This is a genomic window from Caballeronia calidae (assembly GCF_900044055.2).
GTDB lineage: Bacteria > Pseudomonadota > Gammaproteobacteria > Burkholderiales > Burkholderiaceae > Caballeronia > Caballeronia calidae.
Genome location: NZ_FCOX02000004.1, coordinates 89369 through 113909, shown reverse-complemented (window position 1 = coordinate 113909; position 24541 = coordinate 89369). Strand labels below are relative to the sequence as shown.

The 24541-nt window shown below is 64.6% G+C and carries 24 protein-coding genes; 14 read left to right on the top strand and 10 right to left on the bottom strand.

Going from position 1 to position 24541, the window contains the following annotated elements:
* Window positions 1-43 precede the first annotated feature (43 nt).
* The 9 genes from ehuC (at window position 44) to AWB78_RS05830 (ending at window position 7401) form a co-directional block, all read left to right on the top strand.
* On the top strand, window positions 44-727 hold the full coding sequence (ehuC, locus tag AWB78_RS05865; protein ID WP_198399222.1) for an ectoine/hydroxyectoine ABC transporter permease subunit EhuC: 684 nt from the start codon (window positions 44-46) through the stop codon (window positions 725-727).
* Complete coding sequence (gene ehuD / locus AWB78_RS05860) at window positions 724-1392, top strand: ectoine/hydroxyectoine ABC transporter permease subunit EhuD (RefSeq protein WP_062603144.1); 669 nt, start codon at window positions 724-726, stop codon at window positions 1390-1392. Before ehuC ends, ehuD begins: the two co-directional genes overlap by 4 nt.
* Before the next feature lie 26 nt (window positions 1393-1418).
* Window positions 1419-2243 carry an ectoine/hydroxyectoine ABC transporter ATP-binding protein EhuA gene (gene ehuA / locus AWB78_RS05855; protein ID WP_096031752.1) on the top strand — a complete coding sequence of 275 codons (825 nt, stop codon included), beginning with the start codon at window positions 1419-1421 and terminating at the stop codon, window positions 2241-2243.
* Window positions 2244-2320: 77 nt separating this feature from the next.
* A complete protein-coding gene (locus AWB78_RS05850; protein ID WP_062603140.1) occupies window positions 2321-3883 on the top strand; it encodes an FAD-dependent oxidoreductase in 1563 nt (520 codons plus the stop codon).
* A 10-nt stretch (window positions 3884-3893) separates the two neighbouring features.
* Window positions 3894-4517 carry a UdgX family uracil-DNA binding protein gene (locus tag AWB78_RS45730; protein ID WP_232477615.1) on the top strand — a complete coding sequence of 208 codons (624 nt, stop codon included), beginning with the start codon at window positions 3894-3896 and terminating at the stop codon, window positions 4515-4517.
* 9 nt (window positions 4518-4526) lie between these two features.
* Complete coding sequence (locus tag AWB78_RS45725) at window positions 4527-4907, top strand: DUF3175 domain-containing protein (protein ID WP_062603136.1); 381 nt, start codon at window positions 4527-4529, stop codon at window positions 4905-4907.
* A 495-nt stretch (window positions 4908-5402) separates the two neighbouring features.
* Complete coding sequence (locus tag AWB78_RS47560; protein WP_198399221.1) at window positions 5403-5570, top strand: hypothetical protein; 168 nt, start codon at window positions 5403-5405, stop codon at window positions 5568-5570.
* Between the two features lie 79 nt (window positions 5571-5649).
* Window positions 5650-6924, top strand: a complete 1275-nt coding sequence (locus AWB78_RS05835) for a PQQ-dependent sugar dehydrogenase (RefSeq protein ID WP_062603499.1) — start codon at window positions 5650-5652, stop codon at window positions 6922-6924.
* Complete coding sequence (locus AWB78_RS05830) at window positions 6925-7401, top strand: hypothetical protein (protein ID WP_062603134.1); 477 nt, start codon at window positions 6925-6927, stop codon at window positions 7399-7401.
* A gap of 6 nt (window positions 7402-7407) precedes the next feature.
* On the opposite strand, the gene AWB78_RS05825 is transcribed toward AWB78_RS05830, so the two are convergent.
* The 3 genes from AWB78_RS05825 to AWB78_RS05815 all read right to left on the bottom strand — a co-directional run bounded on the left by AWB78_RS05825 (window position 7408) and on the right by AWB78_RS05815 (window position 11893).
* Window positions 7408-9603, bottom strand: coding sequence for a hybrid sensor histidine kinase/response regulator family protein (locus tag AWB78_RS05825; protein ID WP_062603132.1), 2196 nt, complete (start codon window positions 9601-9603; stop codon window positions 7408-7410).
* Window positions 9604-9743: 140 nt separating this feature from the next.
* Entirely contained in the window at window positions 9744-10601 is an 858-nt protein-coding gene (gene nadE, locus AWB78_RS05820) for an NAD(+) synthase (RefSeq protein WP_062603130.1), read from the bottom strand.
* Window positions 10602-10690: 89 nt separating this feature from the next.
* Window positions 10691-11893, bottom strand: coding sequence for an ammonium transporter (locus AWB78_RS05815; protein WP_062603128.1), 1203 nt, complete (start codon window positions 11891-11893; stop codon window positions 10691-10693).
* Window positions 11894-12208: 315 nt separating this feature from the next.
* On the opposite strand from AWB78_RS05815, the gene AWB78_RS05810 reads away from it, so the two are divergent.
* Both AWB78_RS05810 and AWB78_RS05805 read left to right on the top strand, forming a co-directional pair.
* On the top strand, window positions 12209-13003 hold the full coding sequence (locus AWB78_RS05810) for a crotonase/enoyl-CoA hydratase family protein (RefSeq protein ID WP_062603495.1): 795 nt from the start codon (window positions 12209-12211) through the stop codon (window positions 13001-13003).
* Between the two features lie 13 nt (window positions 13004-13016).
* The gene (locus tag AWB78_RS05805) at window positions 13017-13667 is read left to right on the top strand and encodes a phosphoribosyltransferase (RefSeq protein WP_062603493.1); all 651 of its coding nucleotides are present in this window, start codon (window positions 13017-13019) and stop codon (window positions 13665-13667) included.
* Here the strand turns inward: AWB78_RS05805 and mdeB are convergent.
* A complete protein-coding gene (gene mdeB, locus AWB78_RS05800) occupies window positions 13664-16375 on the bottom strand; it encodes an alpha-ketoglutarate dehydrogenase (RefSeq protein WP_062603127.1) in 2712 nt (903 codons plus the stop codon). The genes AWB78_RS05805 and mdeB overlap by 4 nt on opposite strands.
* 139 nt (window positions 16376-16514) lie before the next feature.
* On the opposite strand from mdeB, the gene AWB78_RS05795 reads away from it, so the two are divergent.
* The 3 genes from AWB78_RS05795 (at window position 16515) to AWB78_RS05785 (ending at window position 18262) form a co-directional block, all read left to right on the top strand.
* On the top strand, window positions 16515-17045 hold the full coding sequence (locus AWB78_RS05795; RefSeq protein ID WP_062603125.1) for an Lrp/AsnC family transcriptional regulator: 531 nt from the start codon (window positions 16515-16517) through the stop codon (window positions 17043-17045).
* Window positions 17046-17203: 158 nt separating this feature from the next.
* Window positions 17204-18016 carry a mechanosensitive ion channel family protein gene (locus tag AWB78_RS05790; protein WP_062603123.1) on the top strand — a complete coding sequence of 271 codons (813 nt, stop codon included), beginning with the start codon at window positions 17204-17206 and terminating at the stop codon, window positions 18014-18016.
* Between the two features lie 81 nt (window positions 18017-18097).
* Window positions 18098-18262: an FmdB family zinc ribbon protein gene (locus AWB78_RS05785; protein WP_062603491.1), complete on the top strand. Its 165-nt coding sequence runs from the start codon at window positions 18098-18100 to the stop codon at window positions 18260-18262.
* A gap of 3 nt (window positions 18263-18265) precedes the next feature.
* Here AWB78_RS05785 and AWB78_RS05780 read toward each other — a convergent pair whose 3' ends face one another.
* The 6 genes from AWB78_RS05780 to AWB78_RS05755 form a co-directional block, all read right to left on the bottom strand.
* Window positions 18266-19168 (bottom strand): LysR family transcriptional regulator, encoded by a 903-nt coding sequence (locus AWB78_RS05780; protein ID WP_062603120.1) that lies wholly within the window; start codon window positions 19166-19168, stop codon window positions 18266-18268.
* A gap of 187 nt (window positions 19169-19355) precedes the next feature.
* The gene (locus AWB78_RS05775; protein ID WP_062603119.1) at window positions 19356-20039 is read right to left on the bottom strand and encodes a methyltransferase family protein; all 684 of its coding nucleotides are present in this window, start codon (window positions 20037-20039) and stop codon (window positions 19356-19358) included.
* A 16-nt stretch (window positions 20040-20055) separates the two neighbouring features.
* Window positions 20056-20820, bottom strand: a complete 765-nt coding sequence (locus tag AWB78_RS05770; RefSeq protein WP_062603116.1) for a ParA family protein — start codon at window positions 20818-20820, stop codon at window positions 20056-20058.
* Between the two features lie 380 nt (window positions 20821-21200).
* Entirely contained in the window at window positions 21201-21725 is a 525-nt protein-coding gene (locus tag AWB78_RS05765; RefSeq protein WP_062603115.1) for a gamma carbonic anhydrase family protein, read from the bottom strand.
* 1 nt (window position 21726) lies between these two features.
* Window positions 21727-23322 (bottom strand): acyl-CoA synthetase, encoded by a 1596-nt coding sequence (locus AWB78_RS05760; RefSeq protein ID WP_062603113.1) that lies wholly within the window; start codon window positions 23320-23322, stop codon window positions 21727-21729.
* Window positions 23323-23354: 32 nt separating this feature from the next.
* The gene (locus AWB78_RS05755; RefSeq protein WP_062603111.1) at window positions 23355-24521 is read right to left on the bottom strand and encodes an acetyl-CoA acetyltransferase; all 1167 of its coding nucleotides are present in this window, start codon (window positions 24519-24521) and stop codon (window positions 23355-23357) included.
* Window positions 24522-24541: the final 20 nt, after the last annotated feature.

Sequence of the window (24541 nt, the reverse complement as noted above, 5' to 3'; positions counted from 1 at the left end):
TCCATCGCTGCGCGCAGCGTTCATCCATTAGCGAGGAACCGTCATGAGTGACCTCAATGAGCTTCTGCCCCTGATGATGAAGGGCACGCTCGTCACGATCCAGATCGCCGTCATCAGCATCCTGCTCGCGATCGTCATGGCGGGTGTCGCGACGGCGTTGCGCGCTGCGCCATACCGCGTCGTGCGCTGGGCGGGCAACGTATATGTCGAGGTGTTTCGCGGCACGTCGCTGCTCGTGCAGCTGTTCTGGCTTTTCTTCGTGCTGCCGCTGCCGCCCTTCAATCTGCAGCTGACGCCCTTCACGGTCGCCATCGTCGGATTGGGGCTGCACTACGGCGCGTATGGCTCGGAGATCCTGCGCGGCGCGCTGCGCTCGGTGCCGGGCGGGCAATACGAAGCGGCGCTCGCGCTGAACATGCCGGCCGCGGTGCGCCTGCGCCGCGTGGTGCTGCCGCAGGCGATGATCAACGCGCTGCCGCCCGCGACCAACCTGATGATCGAACTGCTGAAAGGCACGTCGCTCGTCTCGCTGATCACGCTCTCGGATCTCACGTTCCGCGCGCGCCAGCTCGATGAAGCCACGTTCAAGACGGCCGAAGTCTTCGGGCTCACGCTCCTCATCTACTTCGTGCTCGCGCAGGTGATCGTCGCCGTGATGCGCGTGTTCGAGCGGCGCGTGAGCAGCCATGTCGCCATCCGCAGCACCGTTCCGAGGGCCGCATCATGACGACGCTGGGTCAACTCTTCGATGTGAAATACGCGCTGCATATCCTGCCCGAGCTGGCGCGCGCGGCGACCTATACGATCGGCATCACACTCATCGGCTTTGCGATCGCGCTCGTGCTCGGCCTCGTGCTCGCGATCATGCGGCGCAGCGAATTCGCGCCGCTCGCGAAGACGACCGCGTTTTTCATCGAGTTCATACGCAGCACGCCACTGCTGATTCAGGTGTATGTGCTCTTCTATGTCGCGCCGCTTTACGGTTTCACGATGTCCGCGCTGACGGCGGGCACGCTCGGCATCGCGGTGCACTATGCGTGCTATGTGTCCGAGGTGTATCGCGCGGGGCTCAACGGCGTCGCGCGCGGGCAATGGGAAGCATCGTGCGCGCTGTCGCTCTCGCCCTGGCGCACCTATACCGGCGTAGTGCTGCCGCAGGCGATCCGCCCGGTGATTCCCGCGCTCGGCAACTATCTCGTCGCGATGTTCAAGGACACGCCGGTGCTCTCCGCGATCACCGTCGTCGAACTGATGCAGCAGGCGAAGAACATCGGCTCCGAGACCTTCCGCTATCTCGAGCCGATCACGATGACCGGCATCTTCTTTCTCATCATCAGCGTGACGTTCGCCTCGGGCGTGCGTCATCTCGAACGGCGCGTGAGGCTGCCATGACCGCGACTCAATTTCAGGAGCAGCAGATGAAACGAGACCTCGATCCGGCGCTCGGCGCGGCGGCAGAGAAGAACGCGAACGCGCCGATCGTGCGCTTTAGCAACGTCACCAAGCGCTACGGCGCGCTCACCGTGCTCGACGGCCTCGATCTGGAAGTCGCGCCGAACGAGAAGGTGGCGATCATCGGGCCGAGCGGCTCGGGCAAGTCCACGCTTCTGCGCGTGCTGATGACGCTCGATCCCCTCACCGACGGCGTCATCGAAGTGGATGGCGAGCCGCTCACGCACGAGATGCGCGGCGGCAAGCTCGTGCCCGCGTCGCCGCGGCATGTGCGGCAGGTGCGCAGCAAGATCGGCATGGTGTTTCAGAGCTTCAATCTGTTTCCGCACATGACCGCGCTCGCGAATACCATCGAAGCGCCGATGAGCGTGCTCGGGCTCTCGAAGAAGGAAGCGACCGAGCGCGCGCGCGAACTGCTCTCGATGGTCGGCCTCTCCGAGAAGTGCAATCACTATCCGTCGCAGTTGTCGGGCGGACAGCAGCAGCGCGTCGCGATTGCGCGCGCGCTCGCAATGCGTCCGAAGATCATGCTCTTCGACGAAGTGACGTCCGCGCTCGATCCTGAACTCTGTGGCGAAGTGCTCAACGTGATTCGCCGTCTCGGCACGGAGCACAACCTCACGATGCTGATGGTCACGCACCAGATGGGCTTCGCGAAGGAATTCGCCGATCGCGTGTGCTTCTTCTCGCAAGGCAAGATCATCGAGCAGGCGCCGCCGCAGCAGTTTTTCACCGCGCCGCAGCATGAGCGCACGCGGCAGTTCCTGCGCGCCGTGACCGAAGCGCTTTAATCAAAGCGCATGTTCGCGGTCCGATAATTGCTTCGCGCTCTCCGTATGGCTCAGTGCTTCAGCCAACGGAGAGTGCGATGTCCCCGACCCTGCATAAAGTCGCGCGCTTCGCGGATCTGCCCGCCGGGCGCGGCATACGCGTGTGCGTCAAGAGCGACGACAAGGACGCGAAGGAAACGCCCATCCTGCTCGTGCGCGACGGCGATGCCGTGCGCGCCTACACCGCCGAATGTCCGCATGCAGGCGGCCCGCTCGATGAAGGCGCGATCTGCAACGGACGCATCGTGTGTCCGTGGCACAAGGGCACGTTCGACGTGCGCGACGGCAGTCTCGTCGAGCCGCCGCCGCTCAAGTCGCTGACGCGTTACGAAGCGACGATCAGAGACGGCGACGTGTATGTATCGCCGGAGCCTGTCGAAAGCGGCGATGTGCCGACGACGCAAGCCAATACGAGCCGCACCATGCTGATCGTCGGTGCGGGCGCGGCGGGCGCGGCCGCGTGCTCGGCTTTGCGCGAAGCGGGCTTCGATGGCCGCATCGTGCTCGCCGGCGACGATGCGCGCGTGCCCTACGATCGCACCTCGCTCAGCAAGTTCACGCTCGCCGGCGACATGCCGCCCGACGACGTCCCGCCTCTGCTCGACAGCGAATTCTTCGAGAAACACGGCATTGAGCGCATCGAATCGCAGGCCGTGAAGCTCGACGCGAAAGCGAAGCGCGCCGAGCTGGCGAACGGCCAGAAGATCGATTACGACGCTGCACTCGTCTGCACCGGCGGCGTGCCGAAGCCGCTCGACATTCCCGGCGCGAATCTGAAACGCGTCCATTTGCTGCGCACACGCGATGATGCGCGCGCGATTCTGCAATCGCTCGAAGGACGCAAACGCGCGGTGATCGTCGGGGCGAGTTTCATCGGGCTCGAAGTGGCTTCGTGTCTGAGGAAACGCGAGATGGAGGTGGCCGTCGTCGCGCCGGGCAAGGTGCCGTTCGCGAAGCAGTTCGGCGAGCGCATCGGCGAGATGTTCAGGAAGCTCCACGAAAAGAACGGTGTCACGTTTCATATGAATGCGCGTGTCAGCGCGTTCACGGGCAACGATGCAGTGAGCGAAGTGATCCTCGATTCAGGCGAAAAGCTCGCGGCGGATGTCGTGATCGCCGGCACGGGCGTCGAGCCCGCGACATCGTTTCTGTCGGGCGTCGCGCTCGCGGATGACGGCGGCGTCAATGTCGACGCTGCCATGCTCGCCGCGCCCGCGCTCCATGCAGCCGGCGATATCGCACGCTTTCCTCTGCCGCGCTCGGATCAGAGCGTGCGCATCGAGCACTGGCGCGTCGCGCAGCAGCATGCGCGCGTCGCCGCTTACAACATGGCGGGTCAGGCGCGCGAGTATGTCGGCGTGCCCTACTTCTGGACCTATCACTACGAAAAGACCTTCGACTATCTCGGGCATGTGAGCGAGCCGGACAGCATCGAAATAGATGGCGATCTCGATGCGCAGCATTTCATCGCCTATCTGCTGAAGGATGGGCGTGTGGGCGCGGTCGTCGCCTGTGAATACGACGCGGCCGTGTGCCGTCTCGCCGAAGCGATGCGCGAGCCGCTCACGCTCGACGACGCACGCCGCATCGCGAATGCATGAGCGAAGCACGATGACGACGAAGCAACCCGGCGTCGAGCCGCAGCAGACACCCGAATCGCTGGACGAATGCCGCCGCTGCGCGCTCTGGGAACACGCGACGCAAGCCGTACCCGGCAAAGGTCCGCGTCACGCGCCGATGATGATCGTCGGCGAGCAGCCTGGCGACCAGGAAGACTTGCAGGGCAAGCCCTTCGTCGGGCCCGCCGGCGCGATGCTCGATCGCGCGCTCGCGGAGGCCGGCGTCGCGCGCAAGGAGGTGTATGTCACCAATGCCGTGAAGCACTTCAAGTGGGAGCCGCGCGGCAAGCGGCGCCTGCACAAGACGCCCGCGCAGCGCGAGATCGATGCATGCCACTACTGGCTCGACCGCGAGACGGGCGATGTCGCGCCGAAGGTGATCGTCGCGCTGGGTTCGACCGCGCTCAAGTCCGTGCTGCGCGATTCGAAGGCCACGTTGCAGGCGTCGATGGGACACGCGATCGAGCAGGAAGGCCATGCGATCGTCGCGACCTATCACCCGTCGTTCGCGTTGCGCGCGCCCGATCCCGAGACACGCGAGCGTGCCTACAAGGCGATCGTCGATGCGTTGCGGGAAGCGCATCGGCTCGTCGGGCATCATCGGAAAGAGCGTTGAGGAAAAGCCATGGCAACGAGCACGAGAACAGCGTCGAAGAAAACGGGCAGCGGCAAGCGTCCCAGCACGCGGCAGAGACATTCGCTCGCGAGCACGCGCAAGAAGCCGACGCGATCCGCGCACCGCTGGTCGCATCACGTGATGGAAACGAGCGACGCAATGGACATCCAGCGCGATATCTTCAAGACCGGCAATGCGCAGGAAATCGCCGATTCGCTCAAGCGTTCGTCGACGCGCAGCAAGCGCCGCAAGGGCTCGCCGTTTCAATCGGCGATGTCGATGTTGAACTTCTATATCAATCGCGCGGGACGCAATCTGCCGAAGTCGCGCAAGAGCACGCTGGAACGCGCGAAGAAGCGCCTGCGCGAGGCCTTCGGACGCAAGCCCTGAAAACGATCGCGCGCGGCCCCGATTGAACGGAACCGCGCGCGTGCTTCATGCCACTTCTCCAAGACGATCAAGGTTGACGCTGGCCGCCCTTATGCTGAGGTTGCGGCTGGTTCTGCTGCCGCTGGCCCGTCTGACCTTGTTGCGGTTGCCCCGGTGACCTTTCTTGATGGCCGTGCTGCCGTTGAGGCTGGTTCGATTCATTCGGCATGGACGGCTGGCTGCCCGTTTGCTTTTGGTTTCCGCTCATACAATCCCTCCTGGCTATGTCGTCGCGCTTCAAACATCGCGTGACGACGTTGCAGTGGTAAAAGCCGCGGCTCTCGCCGCATGACCCATCAAGCATCACGCGTACCAGCGCGGCGCGCCGCTCATTGCGTCTCCGCCAGACGCGCGCGCGTGCAAAAACTGCCAGACGACGGCAAGCCTTGCAATGCAGCGGAGGAACGCCGCTTGCTCCGCATTCGACGCAGACCCGCCCGAATTCCGGAGACAGCGATGGCGCAACAACCCCCCCTCAATCCCGGCGATGAAGCCGAGCCCGGCGTACCCGGCACCGGCGAAGATCTCTGTCCGGACTGCAACGGCACCGGCAAGCGCGACGGCGCCGACTGCGAGACCTGCGGCGGCACCGGCAAGGTGACGCAAGGCATCGGCGGCGGCTGAGCCGATTCGTCGACGTCCGACTCGTCACAGGAGCCAACGCTTGAAAATACGAACGACGCAACTTGCGACCGCACTCGCGCTGACACTCGCGAGCGGCGTCGCGATCGGCGAGGACTACGCGCCGGGCTTCGGCCCGAATCCGACGCTGCCCGCGCCGCATAAATCGCTGATGCCGACGGTCAATATCGCGCCGGCGAAACCCTGGCCGCAGGGACAAAAGCCCACGGCGCCCGAGGGCTTCGACGTGACCGCGTTCGGCGCGCAACTGAATCATCCGCGCTGGCTCGCGACGCTGCCCAATGGCGATGTGCTCGTCGCCGAAAGCAACGCGCCCGCGCAGCACGACGAAAGCGCCGGCCTCAAGGGCTTCGTGATGAAGAAGGTGCAGAAGCGCGCGGGCGCCGGCGTGCCGAGCCCGGATCGCATCATGCTGCTGCGCGATGCCGATGGCGACGGGGTCGCGGAAACGCGCACCGTGTTCATCGACAAGCTGCATTCGCCGTTCGGCATGGCGCTCATCGGCGATGATCTCTATGTCGCCGATACCGACGCGATCCTGCGCTTCAAGTACGAGAGCGGCGCGACGCAACTTTCCACGCCCGGCGAGAAGTTCATGGACTTGCCCGCAGGCGACATCAATCATCACTGGACGAAGAACATCATCGCGAGCCGCGACGGCAAGAAGCTTTATGTGACGGTCGGTTCGAACAGCAACGCGGCGGAGAACGGCATCGACGCGGAGAACGGGCGCGCGGCGATCATGGAAGTGGATATCGAATCGAAGCAGACGCGCCTCTTCGCAACGGGCCTGCGCAACCCGAACGGCATGTCGTGGCAGCCGCAGAGCGGCGCGCTGTGGACCGTCGTGAACGAACGCGACGAGCTCGGCAACGAGCTCGTGCCCGACTATCTGACGTCCGTTAAAGACGGCGCGTTCTATGGCTGGCCGTATAGCTATTACGGACAGCATGTCGATGACCGCGTGAAGCCGCAACGCGCGGATCTCGTGCAATCGGCCATCGTGCCGGACTATGCGATCGGCGCGCACACCGCATCGCTCGGTCTCACGTTCTATGACGGCAAGGCGTTCCCGGAGCGCTATCGCAATGGCGCGTTCATCGGTCAGCATGGCTCGTGGAATCGCAAGCCGAGGAGCGGCTACAAGGTCATCTTCGTGCCCTTCGAGAACGGCAAGCCCTCGGGTCCGCCCGAGGATATCCTGACGGGCTTCCTGTCATCGGATGGCCATGCGCTCGGTCGGCCCGTGGGCGTCGCGGTCGATGGCAAAGGCGCGCTGCTCGTCGCCGATGACGTCGGCAATACGGTGTGGCGGGTCGCGCCCGTCGCGAAGTGAATGGCCGCGAGGAAGCCGAAGCGCGGCGCGCAAAGCGCCCCGACTCTGTTCGCGCTCGCCGAGCGGCAGATCGTCGGGCTCTACGATGCGGGCGTGATGTCGCCCGCGGTGCTGCATCACGTCGTCGCGGCGTATGCGGACAGCGGCATCGACTGGAACGAGGCAGGCACGCTGCAAACCGTCGACGGCCATACGGTGCGGGAAGCGGTCGTGCTCGTCATGATGCCGGGGCGCGCGTTGAAGAGCGCGCAGAAAGATTTCATGTCGGTCGTCGAGCATCTCGCGGGCAGCGCGCCGCAGACCGACGAAGAACCGCCCGAAGACGACGAAGACCTGCTGACTCAACTGGGCGGCAACGCATCATCGCGTTCGAAGCGCCCGGCGGCGAAGGAGAACGCGCAAGCCGCGGCGCAACCGAAGCGCGCGGCCTTCAATCCGCTCGTCGGCGCGCGGTCGGTGCAAGGCAACAAGCGCTGAGCGCGATCAATGCGGCACGCCCGGCGCGATCAGATCGAGCAGATCGTCCATGTCGAAGGGCTTCGCGAGAATCGGCACGCCGAGATGCTTCGCGCGTTCCAGCTCGTCCGCATAACCCGTCATCAGCACGAGCTTCTGCGATGGCAGGCGCTTCGTGATCTGCTCGGCCAGATCGATGCCGTTCATGCTGCCCGGCATCTGCACGTCGGAGAGCACGAGATCGAAGGCGTAGCCCTCGCCCAATAGCGCGAACGCGGCATCGGCGCTCACTTCGTGATGCACCGCGCAGCCGAACACTTCGCGCACCGCCGTCACGCCCGCCGCGACATCCGCGTTGTCTTCGACGAGCAGCACCGACGTGCCGCGCAGCGGCGCTTCGGGATCGCCGCGCGCGGGCACGAGCGGCGGCGGCGCGATCTCCGAGGGCATGTGAACATCCGGCGTCGCCGGCACGGGACCATGATGCCGCGCCAGATAAAGCCGCACGGTCGTGCCCGCGTCCGGCACGCTCGTGATGCGCGCGGTGCCGCCCGCCTGCTCGCACGCGGCGAGCACCTGAGCGAGACCGAGACCCGTGCCCGCGCCGCGCTGCTTGGTCGTGAAGAGCGGCTCGAAGGCGCGCCGCCGCACCTGCTCGGCCATGCCCTCGCCGTTGTCGGTGATCGAGATCAGCACGTATTCGCCATCGGGGATATCGATTTCCGCGCTGCGCACGCGCGCGTTCTGACAGCGGATCACGACGCGTCCGCCGCGCGGCATCGCATCGCTCGCATTCACCGCGATATTCACGAGCGCGAGCTCCAGCTCGACCGGATCGGCCATCACCTTCCACAGATCGGGCGACAGCTCCAGCGTCACCGTGACGGACGGATGCACCGACTTCTTCACGAGACCGAGCACGCTTCGCAGCCAGTCGGCGGGATCGATCATCTCCTGCCTGAGCGGCTGCTTGCGCGCGACGCTCATCAGCCGCCGCGCGAGCGATTCGGCGCCGGCCGTCGCGCGCTCCACCGCGAGCACTTCGCTCTCGACGCCGTTGAAGTGCTTGCGCCGCGCGAGTTCCATGTTCGAGCCGACCACCATCAGCAGATTGTTGAAGTCGTGCGCGACGTTCGCGACGAGATTGCCGAGCGCGCCCATGCGCCGCAATTGCCGGCTCGATGCCTCGATGGAAAGGCGCGTCGCGACTTCGGCCTGCCAGCGCTCCCATGCGGCCTGCTCGGCGTCGAGGCGGCGGATCGAGAACGCGATCAGCAGCCATACGCCGATGCACGGCAATAGCGCGATCGACGCGACGAGCACGAGATTGTCGCGCCAGCGCACTTCCACCGCCGACGTCGCGTAGCCGGTCGCGACATAGAGCGGATAGTCGCCCACGCGCCGGAACGCGAGCAGCCGTTCGACGTGATCGACGCTCGAGCGCATGCGGATGGTGCCGTACAGCTCGTTGTTGCGAAATGCGTTGGTGAACGGCGTGTTCGTCGCAGGCTGGGTGCCGTCCTCGCTCGCCGGAAAGCGCGCGAGGATGTTGCCGTCGCGCCGGTACAGCCCGATGACCACCGCGCGATCCCCCGCCGCGAGTTCGCGATAGAAGTCGGTGAAATAGCCGCGCTTGACCGCGATCGACACGACGCCGAGAAACTGCCCGTTGCGGCCGATGCGGCCCATCGTCGTCGTGAAGACGTCCGAGCGCGCCACTTTTCCGCGCAACGGCAGCGAGAAGTAGGTGACCGGCGCGATCGCGCGCGCCGCTTCGAAATCGTCGCGCTCGGAGATGGTCACGGCGGGCGCCGGATACCAGCGGCTGTTGGCGAGCAGCGCGCCCTTTTCGCCGAACACGGAGATGGCGGCGATCTGCGCGAGCGTGCCGCTCATGTCGTCGAGCGTGCGATGCAGCCCTTCTTCGCGGCTCCTGATGCTCGCGTCGTCGCTGTCGCCGAGCAGATCGACGATGCGTGTCTCGAGCTGCTGATTCAGGTCGATCACCTTGAGCGCGTGCTCGTTCGCCACGCGCGTCAGACGCTCGGTGAGTTCCTGCGCATCCGCGAAGCGGCGCTGATGATCGTAATAGCCATAGATGCACAGGCACGCGAGCGGAATCACGATCGACGCGGCCAGCACGAGCAGGAGCATCTTTCGCGTCCAGGCGAAATTGCGCGCGGGCAGCGGCAGATCGAGTGTCGCGGTCTCAGTGGAGTCCAAGCGTAGCGCCTCCGAGGGAATCGACCGGTATATCGTAACCGGCGCGCCCGAAAGCGGCAGGACGATCGAGGATTACGCCGGGCCGGGCATTTTCACGGGACGCGGCGCGCGCGTCAATCGGGCCCGGCGCTCACGGCGTTTCAGCGAAGTGCGTGGCTGCGCCAGTCGTCGTAGGGCGTGACCGGCAACGCGCGCTTATGATGCGTCGCATCGTAGAAGCGGTAGACGGTCGTGTAGACCTCGTCGGAAACGCGCTTGCCTTCGAGGAAATCGTCGATGTCCTCGTAGCTGATGCCGTAGCTGTCTTCGTCGGGTTTCATCGGCGTGAGCGTTTCGAGGTCGGCGGTCGGCACCTTTCTCGCGACCTCGGTGCTCGCGCCCAGCGCTTCAGCCAGCGCGCGCACGCGGCGCTTGTTCAGGCCGTAGAGCGGCAGCACGTCCGCGCCGCCGTCGCCGAACTTGGTGAAGAAGCCCATCAGCGATTCGGCCGCGTGGTCCGTGCCGATCACGACGCCCGCATGCGCGGCGGCCACCGCGTATTGCGCGATCATCCGCTGACGTGCCTTGATATTGCCGAGCACGAAATCTTCGTGACTCGCATCGCGATACGACAGTCCGGCAGCCGCGAGCGATTCGCGCATCGCGTCGGCGGCGGGCTTCACGTTGACGGTGAGCGTCTCGTCGGGCCGGATGAATGCGAGCGCGCGCTGCGCATCGGCTTCGTCGCGCTGCTCGCCGTAGGGCAGACGCATCGCGATGAAGCGCGCATCCCCGTTACGCGCCCGCAGGCGTTCGACCGCGAGCTGCGCGAGACGGCCCGCCGTCGACGAATCGACGCCGCCGCTGATGCCGAGCACGTAGGTTCTGAGGTTCTGCGCTTCGAGATAGTCCGCGAGAAACGCGATGCGCCGCTCGCGTTCCGCTTCGAGATCGAAGATGGCGGGAATCTTGAGTTCTTCGATGATGCCGGGCTGGCGGGAGGCGTGATTGTTCGACATTGCGCGGGCTCGCTGGGCTTGAGGGCTTGGCTACGGTACAGCAAAGACCGAGCCGCCTCCTCACGCGCGGCACCGCTATCGACGCGGCATCAACCCGCCATTTCCCGATCGGGCGTCGCCGAGATGCGATGGATCGCGAGATCGGCGCCGTTGAATTCCTCTTCGCGATCGAGCCGCAAGCCGACGGTCGCCTTGATCGCGCCATACACGGCCGCGCCGCCCGCGAGCGCAAGCGCCACCGCGCCCGCCGTGCCGATGAGCTGCGACCAGATCGACACGCCGCCGATGCCGCCGAACGCCTTCTGCCCGAAGATGCCCGCCGAGATGCCGCCCCACGCGCCGCACATGCCGTGCAGCGGCCACACGCCGAGCACGTCGTCGATGCGCCAGCGGTTCTGCACGCACGTGAACATCTGTACGAAAAGCACGCCGGCGACCGCGCCGACGATCAGCGCGCCGAGCGGATGCATCAGGTCCGAGCCCGCGCACACCGCGACCAGACCCGCGAGCGGCCCGTTATAGGTGAAGCCCGGATCGTTGCGGCCCGCGAACCACGCGGCGAGCGTGCCGCCGACCATCGCCATCAGCGAGTTCACCGCGACGAGGCCGCTGATCTTGTCGACGGTCTGCGCGCTCATCACATTGAAGCCGAACCAGCCGACCGCGAGCACCCACGCGCCGAGCGCGAGAAACGGAATGCTCGAAGGCGGATGCGCGGCGATGCGCCCGTCCTTGTGATAGCGCCCGTGACGCGGCCCGAGCAGCAGCACGGCCGGCAGCGCGACCCATCCGCCGAACGCGTGCACCACGACCGAACCGGCGAAATCATGAAACGGCGCGCCGAAGACGTGCGCGAGCCACGCCTGAATGCCGAAGCGCTCGTTCCACGCGACGCCTTCCAGCAACGGATAGATGAAGCCGACGATCACGCAGGTCGCGAAGAGTTGCGGATTGAACTTCGAGCGCTCGGCGATGCCGCCCGACACGATCGCCGGAATCGCGGCGGCGAAGGTCAGCAGGAAGAAGAAGCGCACGAGCGCATAGCCGTTGTGCTCGGCGAGGATATCGGCGCTGTGCATGAACTGCACGCCGTACGCGATGTTGTAGCCGATGAAGAAGTACGCGAGCGTCGACACCGCGAAATCCACGAGGATCTTCACGAGCGCGTTCACCTGATTCTCGCGCCGTACGGTGCCGAGTTCGAGGAACGCGAAACCCGCGTGCATCGCAAGCACCATCGCGGCGCCAAGCAGCAGAAAGAGAGTGTCGGTGCCGGATTGGAGTGCCTGCATGTTTCGCGCCGTGGAGTTCGGAAAAGGGGCTCTTTTCGCAAGTTCCGGGCCAAGTTGGCGCAAGGAGCATCGAAACGGTGCGCGAGCCTTGCAGCGCGCGGTTGAGCATGGTGCAACGTGCGCTGCGAGCGCTCATCGCGCCTCGCCCGATGTTGGTGCAATGCCCCGTCGCGCGGCATCGCATGCACCGGCCGCGAGCCAAAAATTTCAGCACGCAGGGCAAGTGTATGGCGATCGCAAGCATTCGACGCAATGCACGCATCGCATGATGCGGCGAGTATGCTGAAGACTGATCCCCGCGAAACGGAGTGGCCGATGTCGTCTCGCATCGAACGCCTCGGCGAGCACGTGCGCATGGAGCCGCATGCAGGCGATGCGCGTGTCGTGACCGTCGTGCTCGACCGGCCCGCGCGGCGCAATGCCGTCGATCGCGGCGTCGCCGATGCGCTGCGCGAAGCCTTCGAGCGCTTCGAAGCGGACGATGCGCGGTCGGTCGCCGTGCTGTGGGGCGCGGGCGGCACGTTCTGCGCGGGCGCGGATCTCACCGCGCTCAACGACGACGCGCGCCGCAACGAGATTCATCCCGACGGCAGCGGCCCCGGCCCGATGGGCCCGACGCGCCTCGCGCTGACGAAGCCCGTGATCGCCGCGATCGCGGGCCATGCGGTCGCGGGCGGTCTCGAACTGGCGGCAATGTGCGATCTGCGCGTCGTCGAGGAAGACGCAGTGCTCGGCGTGTTCTGCAGGCGCGTCGGCGTGCCGCTCATCGACGGCGGCACGATACGGCTGCCGCGTCTCATCGGCCTGTCGCGTGCGCTGGATCTGATCCTCACCGGGCGCGCCGTCGATGCGCGCGAGGCGCTCGCCATCGGCCTCGCGAATCGCCTCGCGCCGCACGGCGAAGCGCGCATGGCGGCGGAGGCGCTCGCGTGCGAACTGGCCGGCTTGCCGCAGGCCGCCTTGCGCACGGACCTGCGTTCGGCTCACGAAAACGCGTTCGATGCCGATATCGCCCGGGCATTGCAGCGCGAAGGCGCGAACGGTTATCGCGCGGTATTCGATGAAGGCCTCGGCGGCGCGGCGCGTTTCGTTTCGCGCGACCGGGGCTGAAAGGACAAGCGACATGAACTCAGTGTTCGAGAACCGTCGTGAAGCGGGCCGCGAGCTCGCCGCGCATCTCACGCATTACGCCGGCCGCGACAACGTCAGCGTGCTCGCCTTGCCGCGCGGCGGCGTGCCGGTCGCTTATGAAGTGGCGCGCGCGCTTCGTGCGCCGCTCGACGTGCTCGTCGTGCGCAAGCTCGGCGTGCCGGTTCAGCCCGAACTCGCGATGGGCGCGATCGCCTCGGGCGATGCGTTCTTTCTCGACGAGCGCATCGTGGAATACGCGGGCGTCGGGAAAGACGAGCTCGACCGCGTGATCGCGCGCGAACGTGCCGAGCTCGCGCGGCGCGAGAAGCTGTATCGCGGCGACTTGCCGCCGCTCGATGTAAACGGGCGCGTCGCGATCGTCGTCGATGACGGCATGGCCACCGGCGCGACGATGAAAGCCGCGGCGATCTCGCTGCGTCATGCGCATCCGGCGAAGATCGTCGCGGCGTTGCCGGTCGCGCCGCTCGATTCGGAAGCGCGCGTGGAGGAAGTCGTCGACGAATTCGTCTGCGTGATGCGGCCGCATCGGTACTTCGGCGTCGGGCAGTTCTATATCGACTTCGATCAGACCAGCGACGAGGAAGTGCGCGAGTTGCTCGATGCGGCGCGCAAGGACGCCTAGCGCAACCAGGGCGCGTCGTGCGCTTCCTGGGTTTTGCCGTATTTCTCGCGCGCGGCCTTCAGCACCGACTTGTCGACGACGCCTTCATCCACGAGCGATTTCAGCGCGGCAATGACGATCGACACGCGGTCCACTTCGAAGAACGCGCGCAGCGCCTGACGCGTGTCGCTGCGGCCGAAGCCATCGGTGCCGAGCGTCACGTAACGGCGCGGCACGTACGCGCGGATCAGCTCCGGCACGGCGCGCACGTAATCCGTCGCCGCGATCACGGGACCGCGCGATGCTTCGAGCGCGCGCGTGACGAAGGGCGTGGGCGCGTCGTCGTCGTTCAGACGCGCGAGACGCTCGCTCGACGCGCCATCGCGATGCAATTCCGTGAAGCTCGTCACGCTCCACACCGCCGCCTCGACGTTCCAGTCGCGCTTCAGCATGTCGCGCGCGGCGATCGATTCGTTGAGGATCGCGCCGGAGCCGAGCAGTTGCACTTGCGCGTCGGCGGTGCCGTCGCCGATGCGATAGATGCCGCGCAGAATGCCTTCGCGCGTGGCCGCATCCAGTGAGCCGCTAGGCGCGGACGGCTGCGCGTAGTTCTCGTTGGTCACGGTGACGTAATAGAACACGTCGTTCTGGCGCTCCATCATCTCCTGCATGCCTTCATCGACGATCGCCGCGACTTCGTAGGCGAACGCGGGATCGTAGGCGCGGCAGTTCGGTATCGTCGATGCGGCGAGATGGCTCGTGCCGTCCTGATGCTGCAAACCCTCACCGCCGAGCGTCGTGCGCCCCGCCGTCGCGCCGATCAGAAAGCCGCGCGAACGCTGGTCCGCCGCCGCGAAGATCAGATCCCCGATGCGCTGGAAGCCGAACATCGAGTAGTAGATGTAGAACGGCAGCATCGGCAGATCGTGCACGCTGTAGGACGTCGCCGCCGCGATCCACGACGACACCGCGCCCGCCTCGGAAATGCCTTCTTCGAGAATCTGCCCGCGCGTGTCCTCGCGGTAATAGAGCATCGAGCCCATGTCCTCCGGCTCGTACAACTGGCCGAGCGGCGAATAGATGCCCACTTGCCGGAAGAGATTCGCCATGCCGAAGGTGCGCGCTTCGTCCGCGACCACCGGCACGACGCGCGGCCCGAGCGTCTTGTCCTTCAGCAGGCTGCCGAGCATGCGCACGAAGGCCATCGTCGTGGACATCTCCTTGCCCGATGCATCGAGCGCGAACTGGCCCCACGTATTCAGCGCGGGCGGCGCGATGCCTTGCGAGGCCTTTGCGCGGCGGCGCGGCAGATAACCGCCCAATGCCGCGCGCCTTTCGTGCAGATAGCGCATTTCGGGCGCAGTGTCGGCGGGCTTGTAGAACTTGAGCTGCTCGACATCTTCGTCCGACAGCGGCAGGCGGAAGCGGTCGCGGAACGCCTTGAGATCGTCGAGATCGAGCTTCTTCTGCTGATGCGTCGTCATGCGGCCCTGCCCCACCGTGCCCATGCCGAAGCCTTTCATCGTCTTCGCGAGGATCACGGTCGGCTGGCCCTTGTGCGAAAGCGCTTTCGCGTAGGCCGCGTGCAGCTTGCGCACATCGTGGCCGCCACGGCGCAGGCGGTCGATATCTTCATCCGACATATGCGCGACGAGCGCGGCCAGTTCCGGATTCTGGCCGAAAAAGCGCTCGCGGTTATAGCGGCCGTCGTTGGCCGAGAACGTCTGGAACTGACCGTCCACCGTATGCGCGAACGCGCGCAGCAAGGCATTCGTGCGATCGCGCGCGAAGAGCCCGTCCCAGTCCGAGCCCCACAGCACCTTGATCACGTTCCAGCCCGCGCCGGTGAACTGCGCTTCGAGCTCATCGACGATGCGGCCGTTGCTGCGCACGGGACCATCGAGCCGCTGCAGATTGCAGTTGATGACGAACACGAGGTTATCGAGCTTCTCGCGCGCCGCGAGCGACAGCGCGCCGATCGATTCGGGCTCGTCCATCTCGCCGTCGCCGAAGAAGCCCCATACCTTGCGGCCTTCGGTCTGAAGCAGATTGCGGTTCTGCACATAGCGCATGAAGCGCGCCTGATAAATCGAGTTGATGGGACCGATGCCCATCGAACCGGTCGGGAACTGCCAGAAATCGGGCATCAGCCACGGATGCGGATACGAGCACAAACCCGGCCCCGCGATCTCGCGCCGATAGTGCTTCAGATGCTCTTCGTCGAGGAAGCCTTCGAGAAACGCACGCGCATACACGCCCGGCGACGAATGCGGCTGAAAGTAGACGATATCGCCGCCGTTGTTCGCGTCCGCCGCTTTGAAGAAATGATTGAAGCCGACTTCGAACAGATCAGCCGCCGATGCATAACTCGCGATATGCCCGCCGAGTTCGCCATAGGCGCGATTGGCGCGCACGACCATCGCGAGCGCATTCCAGCGCAGCACGGCGGCGAGCTTTTCCTCGATGTCGAGATTGCCGGGATAAGGCGTCTGCTGCGATACGGGAATCGTGTTCGCATAAGGCGTCGCGCGCGCCCGCGCCGATTCGACGCCCACGGACAGCGCATGCTCCGCGAGCCGGTCGAAAAGATATTGCGCGCGCTCGCGGCCCACGTGCGCGACGACCGCATCGAGCGCCTCCAGCCATTCGGCGGTTTCGCCGGGATCGATATCCTCGCGTCCCTTGGCAATGGAAAGAAGCTGGTTGGTTCCGCTCGACAAGTCGGTCATGGGGCGACTCCGCATGGGCTAGAAGATTCGTTCAAGCATATCCATCGATGCGCAGAATGTGCATCTCATTTGGCTGCCGCCGCGCTTTGCGGTAGTGTGTTTATTCTTCGAAAACATGTAAAACCGGAATCTTTCGACTATGACGGCCAAAGCCAGGCAGCGCCTCGACCGCATCGACATCGGCATATTGAATCAGCTTCAGCAAAACGCGCGCATCACCAATTCGGAACTCGCGCGCGCCGTGAATCTGTCGCCGACGCCCTGCTTCAATCGCGTGCGCGCGCTGGAAAAGGCGGGACTCTTCAAGCAGCACGTCACCTTGCTCAATCCCGAAGCGCTCGGCTTGAGCATCAATGTCTTCATTCAAGTCAGTCTGGAAAAGCAGATCAAGGATGCGCTCGCGCGTTTCGAGCAGGCGATCAGCGAGCGCCCGGAAGTGATGGAGTGTTATCTGATGACGGGCGATGCCGATTACTTATTGCGCGTCGTGCTGCCCGATGTCGCCGCGCTCGAACGCTTCATCCTGGAGCGGCTCACGAAGATGCCCGGCGTCTCGAACATCCGTTCGAGCTTCGCGCTCAAGCAGGTGCGCTACAAGACCGCGCTGCCCTTGCCCGCATCCGGACTAACCCTGCCCGATCAGAACGCAGACGAAGCCGAATGGACGTGATTGTTTCGCGGATGCGGTCGAACCTTCCGATCAAAGTTAAACATTCCTGTAATTCTTGCGATGACGCGGTGCGTCGGCTATAAATCTTTTGATCCACGCGGCATGCTTTCCCCGATCGACGTGTTCCTCTGACGAAGTGCCACGCACGCGAGAAAGACATGAACATCGACACCGTACGTGTATTCATCATGACGCGCGGCGTCGACCTCGGGATCATGGTCATCGGCGCCATTGCGCTGTGGATCATCGGCCGCTGGCTCATCAATCTCGTCACGAGCACGATGCGCAAGCTCCTTTCGCGCAACGGCCGCGTCGATCCCACGCTTGCGCATTATCTCGGCTCGATCATCGGCGTCATTCTCAATCTGCTGCTCGTTCTCGCGATACTGCAGATCTTCGGAGTTCAGACCACATCCTTCGCCGCGTTGCTCGCGGGTCTCGGTCTTGCCATCGGCACCGCGTGGGGCGGGCTGCTCGCGCACTTCGCGGCGGGCGTGTTCATGCAGGTGCTCCGTCCGTTCAAGGTGGGCGACTTCGTGACGGCGGGCGGCGTGACCGGCACCGTCACCGAGCTCGGCCTCTTCGGCACGACGATCACGACCCCGGACAACGTCGCGGCGATCATCGGCAACAACAAGATCTTTTCCGACACGATCTGGAATTTCAGCCTGCTGCCGCATCGGCGCGTGGAACTGACGGCTAAGATCGCGAACGGCGTCGATCCGCTCGACGCCATCGCGCGTTTGAAGGAAGCGGTCGCGAAAATCCCGAACGTCGCGACGACACCGCCGCCCGATATCGAAGTGCTGTCCTTCACGCCGGAAGGGCCGCTGCTGTGCGTGCGGCCTTACACCAATACGAGCGACTACTGGCAAGTCTATTTCGACACGAACCGCGCGATCATCGAAACATTCAGGCAGGCCGGCTATCCGACGCCGGAGACGCCGCTCGCGCGCCGTGTCGTGAACTGATTTTCACGCGCCAATGCTGAACTAGAATGGGTGGAACCGGCGCTCATCGCGCCGGATCACCGGTCGCGCGCGGAGGATGACATGCCGACTTATCAATACCGTTGCCAGGATTGCGGCGAGACGTTCGAGCACGCGGAGCATATCGCCGAGCATGCGACGGTGCAGCTCAAATGCCCCAAGTGCGGCAGCGAGAAGGTCGCGCATGCGCCCGCACCGTTCGTCGCGAAGACCACCAAGAAGAGCTGATCTTCACGCCGCGCGGAAGCGGACTTCGTGCGACGGCAAGCCGCCGAGGCGCGACGCAACGTGATCGATGAATGCGCGCAGGCGCGGCGCTTCGTGGCGGCTCGGCGGCCATAAGATCTGGAACACGCCTTCCGTGCGCATATGCGCGCCGAGCACCGCGCGCAGCATGCCGCCTTCGATTGCGCTCTTCGCGACGAAATCCGGCACGCACGCGAGGCCGAGCCCCGAGATGCAGGCGGCGAGCACCGCTTCCATGTCGTTGAACGTGAGCGTCGCGTGCGGATCGATGGCGAAGGTGTGATCTTCGCGCGCGAAGCGCCATGGCTCAGGGCGGCCGCTCGTCGGCGAGCGGAAGCGGATGCACGCATGGCCTTCGAGATCGCCGGGCGTGGCGGGCTCGCCGTGTCCCGCGAAATACGCGGGCGAGCCGACGATGACCGGCCCGTATTGCGCCAGCGGCCGCGCGAGCAGTTGCGAATCGGCGAGACGTCCGGTGCGGATCACGGCGTCATAGCCTTCCTGTGTGACATCGACCACGCGATCGCTGAAATCGATATCGAGTTCGATATCCGGATAGCGCCGCCTGAATTCCGGCACGAGCGGCAGCAACAGACGGGTGCCGAGCGACGGCGCGCTGATGCGCAGACGCCCGCGCGGCGACGATGTCGAATGGAACAGCTCGTTCTCCGCTTCTTCGAGGTCGGCGAGCATGCGCTTGCAGCGCGCGAAGAAGCGCGCGCCTTCGTGCGTGAGGCCGATCCTGCGCGTCGTGCGGTTGAGCAGTTGCACGCCGAGCTTCGCTTCGAGCCGCATCACGCTCTTGCCCACCGCCGACGCCGACAGCCCGAGCGCGCGCCCCGCCGCCACGAAACTGCCCGACTCCGCCGCGCGCACGAACGCGACCATGCCCGAGAGGCTTTCCGTGGTGGGCGGCCCACTCGGCCCATTCGGCCCGTTGGGTCCATTCGAAGCTTGCGAGGAAATGGTCGGCATATGCATGATCGGACGGGAAGCGAGGCGCGACGAAATGCGCCTGTCTCCAGCATGAACGTCCGTGAAGCCGATTTATTCCCGAATATCGCGCGGCGAGCGCTTACCAGATGAACGGCACGAGCCGATAGCGAACGCGTCGCGTGTACGCCGCATAGCCTTCGAGATGCGCGATGAGCTCGCGCTCCTCCATCACCGTGCGCCAGAAGAGGCCCGCGAGCAGCAGCACGGAAAACGCGAGGCCCCACCACGAGCCGAGCACGAGCGCGCTCGCGGGAATCATGATGCCGGCTGCCGCATAAAGCGGATGACGCACGATGGCATACGGCCCGCTCGATATGACCCGATGCCCGCGCGCCTTCTGAATCTTCACGACGGGCGCGAGAAACGTGTTCTCGAGAAACACGCGCGCGACGAGCCAGAACGACACCGCGACGAGCGCCGCGCCGACCGATGCGAGCCACAGCGGCATGACGGACCAGCGAAAGCGCACGGCATCGAGCCCCATCAATGCGAGCCATGCGCACCACAGCACGCCCATCACGACGAGAAAGACCTTGTCCCAGAGCGGCTGATCCGGCTGCATCGGCGCGCGCATGCGTTCGGCGAGCAAGGCCGGATCGCGCCGTGCGAGCAGCACGGTAATGGCGCCGCCGCCGCCGAACATCAGGACCATCCAGGCCCAGCCCGCGCCCCATTCGAGCGTGCCCGCCGCGCCGAACAGCAGCACGACGAACACGACGGCTTCGACGATGCTTGCGATCGCAACTTTCGACGTGACCGTCATGGCAGGACGCGGCGCGTCAGCCGTTCAGTTCCTCGTGCAGCGCGAGATATTCCTGCGCGAGCTTGTGACGCGGTTCGAGGTAGATCATCGGGCGCGCGTGCTGATGACTCTCGCGGATTTTCACGGAGAGCGACAGATGCGAGTTGAGCACGGGCAGATCCTCGCTGCGCAATTCGTCGACGAGTTGCTGCGGCAGGCTCGCGCGCGGCTGAAACTGATTGATGACGATGCCTTCGACGCTCAGATCCGGATTGTGATCGTGGCGGATTTCCTGCACGTTATCGAGCACGGAATAGAGTGCGCGGCGCGAGAAGTCATCGCAATCGAACGGGATCAGGCAGCGCTCGACGGCGATCAGCGCGGAGCGCGTGAAGAAGTTGAGCGCGGGCGGCGTGTCGATGTAGACGGCATCGTAATGGCCGAGGTTTTTTAGCGCATCGCGCAGCTTGTAGATCTTGTAGCGCGATTCGAGCTTGCTTTGCAGCGCTTCCAGGTTCGGGTTCGACGGGACGATGTCGAGATTCTCGAATGGCGTCGAATGGATGAAGGATTCGAACGCCGGTTCGCGGAAGCTGTAGCTCAGTGCCGATTCGAAGAAACTCGCGAGATTCGGCTGAGCGTCGCGGGCTTCGGCGCCGAGCAGGTATTGACTCGCATTGCCTTGCGGATCGAGGTCGATGACCAGTGTGCGCAAACCGCGCGAGGCGCTGATCGCGGCGAGATTGCAGACGATGGTGGACTTGCCTACGCCACCCTTTTGATTGAAGACCACACGGCGCATCGGGGGATTTATCCTCGGGATTGTGAATGGGCGTTCTTTTTTGAGCTATGGTTGGGTTGGTTGGGTCCCGGGGTGTGATATTAGCGCATCGCCTGGTTTGTTTTCGCGGTGCGTGAAATCCCGTTTTCGTGTCGGTCTATTTGCATGGCCCCTATGCGGAGCGGCATTCGCTTTCTTTACTGCTGTTGCCCTTGCCGCCGATGCCTGGTACAAGCCGCTCATGTCCACGGTCACGCCGAGGCGGTATGGCGCATTCGCAGCATTCGCCGCGAACGTAGACGCGCACGGCGCCGCGAGCGCGCCTGCGGATCATGGGACCATCAAAGAGCGCAGCTATCGCTACCTTCATTGCGTTTTGACGTTAATCGACTGGCATCCGATTAGCCGATTCGCTTCAACTCCGTCGAGTACATCTGGGCTCGCGCTCGATAGTCGTCCGCGTTCGCGCGCAACTGAGCGATCACGTCGTCGGAAAGTTCTCGGACGACCTTCGCCGGCGCACCGACGATCAGACTGCGCTCGGGATACGATTTTCTTTCGCCGAGCAAGGCGGCGGCTCCGACCAGACTCCTGGCCCCGACCGTCGCGCCGTTCAGCACGACGGCCTGCAACCCGATCAGGCTGTGCTCGCCGACGAAGCAGCCATGCAGCATCGCCTGATGGCCAATGGACACCCCCGCTTCGATGGTAACCGGGAAGCCCGGGTCGGCATGAATGATCGCCCCGTCCTGCACATTCACGTCGCGGCCGATGCTGATCTTCTCGTTGTCGCCCCGCAGGACGGCGCCCGGCCACACGGATGCGCCCTCGGCAATGTCGACGTCGCCGATGACCACCGCATGTTCCGACACGTACGCGCGAGGATGCACGCAAGGCCTTCTGGGCCCGATCGCGTAAAGCGCCATGTCAGACACTCGCTCGGTGGTCATCGCAATACTTCTCCCATTCCTTCGAGAGCAGTGACCGGACATCCTTCTTGGTGATCTTTCCATATGCCGACTTTGGCAGTGCGTCCCAGAACACCACGTGGCGCGGCCACTTATACCGTGCAAGCCTGCCTTCGAGATGTCTGATCAGATCCTCGGCCAAAGGTCGATTGCCGGGCTTGCACACGACGACAGCCACGCCAAGCTCGCCCCATTTCGGATCCGGCATGCCGAGCACGGCGACCTCATGCACGCTGTCGTGCGTCAGCAGCGCCTCTTCGACTTCTCGGGGATAGACATTCGAACCACCCGAGATGTACATATCGGACGATCGACCCGTGATGAACAGAAAGCCTTCCCGGTCGACATGACCAAGGTCGCCGGTATGGAACCAGCCATGCCTGAACGCCTTTGCGTTGGCTTCGGGATTATTGTCGTAGCCGATCATGACAGCCGGACCGCGAACGCAGATCTCGCCCGTCTCGAAGGGCTGAAGGCGCTTGCCGTCCTCGTCGCAAATCGCTACTTCGATGCCCGTGCGCGGGAAGCCGCAGGTTCCTGCGCGGCAGTTCGGCGCATCGTCGTCTTCCTCGTGCATCCACGGCGGCAGCACGGTGATATTGCCGGTCACCTCGCCGAGGCCGTAATACTGAACCAGAACACGGCCCAGCTTTTTCAGCGCGTGCTTCTGGTCCGCGCGATACATCGGCGCACCGGCATAGATCACGAAACGCAGGGAGCTGTGGTCATAGCGGTCCACCGCTTCATGCTCGGTCAGCATTTTGACGATGGTCGGCACCGTGAACATGTTGTCGACCCGGTGTTGCTGCACCAGCGACCACACTTCCTCCGGATCGAGGCGCTCGGAGGCAGGCACGATACTCGCGGCGCCACGCGCCGTGTTGACGATCGCATGAATGCCCGCACCGTGCGACAGCGGCGCCACCACGAGCGAGCGCGACCGGTAGTCGATACCCGGCATCAGGTCGGCGAGATGGTTCGTGACGACGAAGGCCATCTGTCCGTGCGTCAGCGTTCCGGCTTTCGGGTGCCCCGTTGTGCCGGAGGTGTAGAAGAACCAGAGCGGATCGTCGCGGCCGACTTCCTCGGCGTCGAATGGCTCTTGTGCGGCACTGGCGAGCGATTCGTACGCGAGTTCGCCTGCTCGCGCTCGTTCCAGCGCAACGACGATCTCCAGTGCCGGCGAAGCCGCTCGCACGACATCGACGTATTCTTCAAAGCCCGCGTCGTAAATCATGACTCGCGCGCCGCTCGATTTCGCAAGGTAAGCCGCCTCGGGCGGCGCGATGCGGTAGTTGGTCGGCACCCATACCGCGCCAAGCTTGAACGCGACATACGCGCTTTCGAAAAGCGGCAGGTTGTTGCGGGAATGCACGAGGATTTTGTCGCCCTTGCCCACGCCGCGTTCGCGCAACGCAGCGCACACGGCGTCGACACGGCGATTGATCTCGGACCATGTCCAGGTCTGCGCAGGCGTGATGAAGCCAGGCTCGGTCGGGTGACGCCGGGCAACTTGCGTGAGCAGGTTGCCGAGGTTCATGACGGTGGTCAACATATCAGTTCTCTTTGTTCAGGAGCGGAAAGCCTCTACGAGCGACGCTCGAGAATGCTCAGATAGTTGGTCACGGCGGCGCCGCCCATATTGAACACACCGGCGAGCGTCGCGTTCGGAATCTGCATGTCGCCGGCTTCGCCCGCGAGCTGCATCGCGGCCATGACGTGCATCGACACGCCCGTAGCGCCGATCGGATGGCCCTTGGACTTCAGCCCGCCCGACGGATTGACGGGCAAGCGTCCGCCCTTCGCCGTCACGCCATCGAGAATGACGCGTGCGCCTTGCCCCTTTTCGGCGAGTCCCATTGCTTCGTATTCGAGCAACTCGGCGATTGTGAAGCAGTCGTGCGTCTCCACGAGCGCAAGGTCGTTCAGCGTGATGCGCGCGTCGTCCAGTCCTCTCCTCCAGGCTTCGCGCGCACCGCCGAATTCGGTGCGATCGCGACGCGACAATGGCAGGAAGTCACTGACCTGGATCGCCGAGCGAAACGCGATCGCTCGCGGCGCCGCGCCAGCGACGTCCGGTGCGGCAATGACCATCGCGGCTGCGCCGTCGGAGATCAGGGAGCAGTCGGTGCGCTTGAGCGGTCCGGCAACGAACGGATTCTTGTCGGACGGCGTGCGGCAGAAGTCGAAGCCGAAATCCCGCCGCATGTGCGCGTACGGATTGGCGACGCCGTTGTGATGGTTCTTTGCCGCGATGGCAGCGAGCGCGTCGGACTGGTCGCCATAGCGATCGAAGTACGCCTGCGCGATGGTGCCGAAAATGCCTGCGAACCCGCCCGGCACGCCCGCTTCCTCTTTGGCATACGAGCATTTCTGCAGCACATCACCGACTTCCTTGGTCGGCAGACTGGTCATCTTTTCAAAGCCGATTACGAGCGCGTACTTCGACCGCCCCGAGCGCACGGCATCGAGCGCCGAGTAGATGGCCGCGGAGCCGGTCGCGCAGGCGTTCTCGCATCGCACGGTGGCCGCGTAACGGAGCTCGGGAATCGAGTTGAAGACGAGCGTCGACGGAAAGTCCTGATACACGAAGCCTGCGTTGAAGGTTCCGACGTGGATCGAGTCGATCGCCTCGGGCGCGACGCCCGCGTGTTCCAGCGCGGCCTTCGCCGATGTTGCGATCATTTCCTCGGGCTCGAGCGCATCGAGCTTGCCGAACGGAAGATGACTCCAGCCGATGATTGAAGGTTGCATGACAGTGACCTCGATTGTGA

Coding starts and splice junctions, on each gene's coding strand:
- ehuD (WP_062603144.1), top strand. CDS start 724: ATGACGACGCTGGGTCAACTCTTCGATGTGAAATACGCGCTGCATATC.
- AWB78_RS05785 (WP_062603491.1), top strand. CDS start 18,098: ATGCCGACTTATCAATACCGTTGCCAGGATTGCGGCGAGACGTTCGAG.
- AWB78_RS05780 (WP_062603120.1), bottom strand. CDS start 19,168: ATGGTCGCGTTCGTGCGCGCGGCGGAGTCGGGCAGTTTCGTGGCGGCG.
- AWB78_RS45725 (WP_062603136.1), top strand. CDS start 4,527: ATGGCAACGAGCACGAGAACAGCGTCGAAGAAAACGGGCAGCGGCAAG.
- ehuC (WP_198399222.1), top strand. CDS start 44: ATGAGTGACCTCAATGAGCTTCTGCCCCTGATGATGAAGGGCACGCTC.
- mdeB (WP_062603127.1), bottom strand. CDS start 16,375: ATGACCGACTTGTCGAGCGGAACCAACCAGCTTCTTTCCATTGCCAAG.
- AWB78_RS05805 (WP_062603493.1), top strand. CDS start 13,017: ATGAACTCAGTGTTCGAGAACCGTCGTGAAGCGGGCCGCGAGCTCGCC.
- AWB78_RS05830 (WP_062603134.1), top strand. CDS start 6,925: ATGGCCGCGAGGAAGCCGAAGCGCGGCGCGCAAAGCGCCCCGACTCTG.
- AWB78_RS05755 (WP_062603111.1), bottom strand. CDS start 24,521: ATGCAACCTTCAATCATCGGCTGGAGTCATCTTCCGTTCGGCAAGCTC.
- AWB78_RS47560 (WP_198399221.1), top strand. CDS start 5,403: ATGGCGCAACAACCCCCCCTCAATCCCGGCGATGAAGCCGAGCCCGGC.
- AWB78_RS05760 (WP_062603113.1), bottom strand. CDS start 23,322: ATGTTGACCACCGTCATGAACCTCGGCAACCTGCTCACGCAAGTTGCC.
- AWB78_RS05765 (WP_062603115.1), bottom strand. CDS start 21,725: ATGGCGCTTTACGCGATCGGGCCCAGAAGGCCTTGCGTGCATCCTCGC.
- AWB78_RS05810 (WP_062603495.1), top strand. CDS start 12,209: ATGTCGTCTCGCATCGAACGCCTCGGCGAGCACGTGCGCATGGAGCCG.
- AWB78_RS05790 (WP_062603123.1), top strand. CDS start 17,204: ATGAACATCGACACCGTACGTGTATTCATCATGACGCGCGGCGTCGAC.
- AWB78_RS05770 (WP_062603116.1), bottom strand. CDS start 20,820: ATGCGCCGTGTGGTCTTCAATCAAAAGGGTGGCGTAGGCAAGTCCACC.
- AWB78_RS45730 (WP_232477615.1), top strand. CDS start 3,894: ATGACGACGAAGCAACCCGGCGTCGAGCCGCAGCAGACACCCGAATCG.
- ehuA (WP_096031752.1), top strand. CDS start 1,419: ATGAAACGAGACCTCGATCCGGCGCTCGGCGCGGCGGCAGAGAAGAAC.
- AWB78_RS05775 (WP_062603119.1), bottom strand. CDS start 20,039: ATGACGGTCACGTCGAAAGTTGCGATCGCAAGCATCGTCGAAGCCGTC.
- nadE (WP_062603130.1), bottom strand. CDS start 10,601: ATGTCGAACAATCACGCCTCCCGCCAGCCCGGCATCATCGAAGAACTC.
- AWB78_RS05795 (WP_062603125.1), top strand. CDS start 16,515: ATGACGGCCAAAGCCAGGCAGCGCCTCGACCGCATCGACATCGGCATA.
- AWB78_RS05815 (WP_062603128.1), bottom strand. CDS start 11,893: ATGCAGGCACTCCAATCCGGCACCGACACTCTCTTTCTGCTGCTTGGC.
- AWB78_RS05850 (WP_062603140.1), top strand. CDS start 2,321: ATGTCCCCGACCCTGCATAAAGTCGCGCGCTTCGCGGATCTGCCCGCC.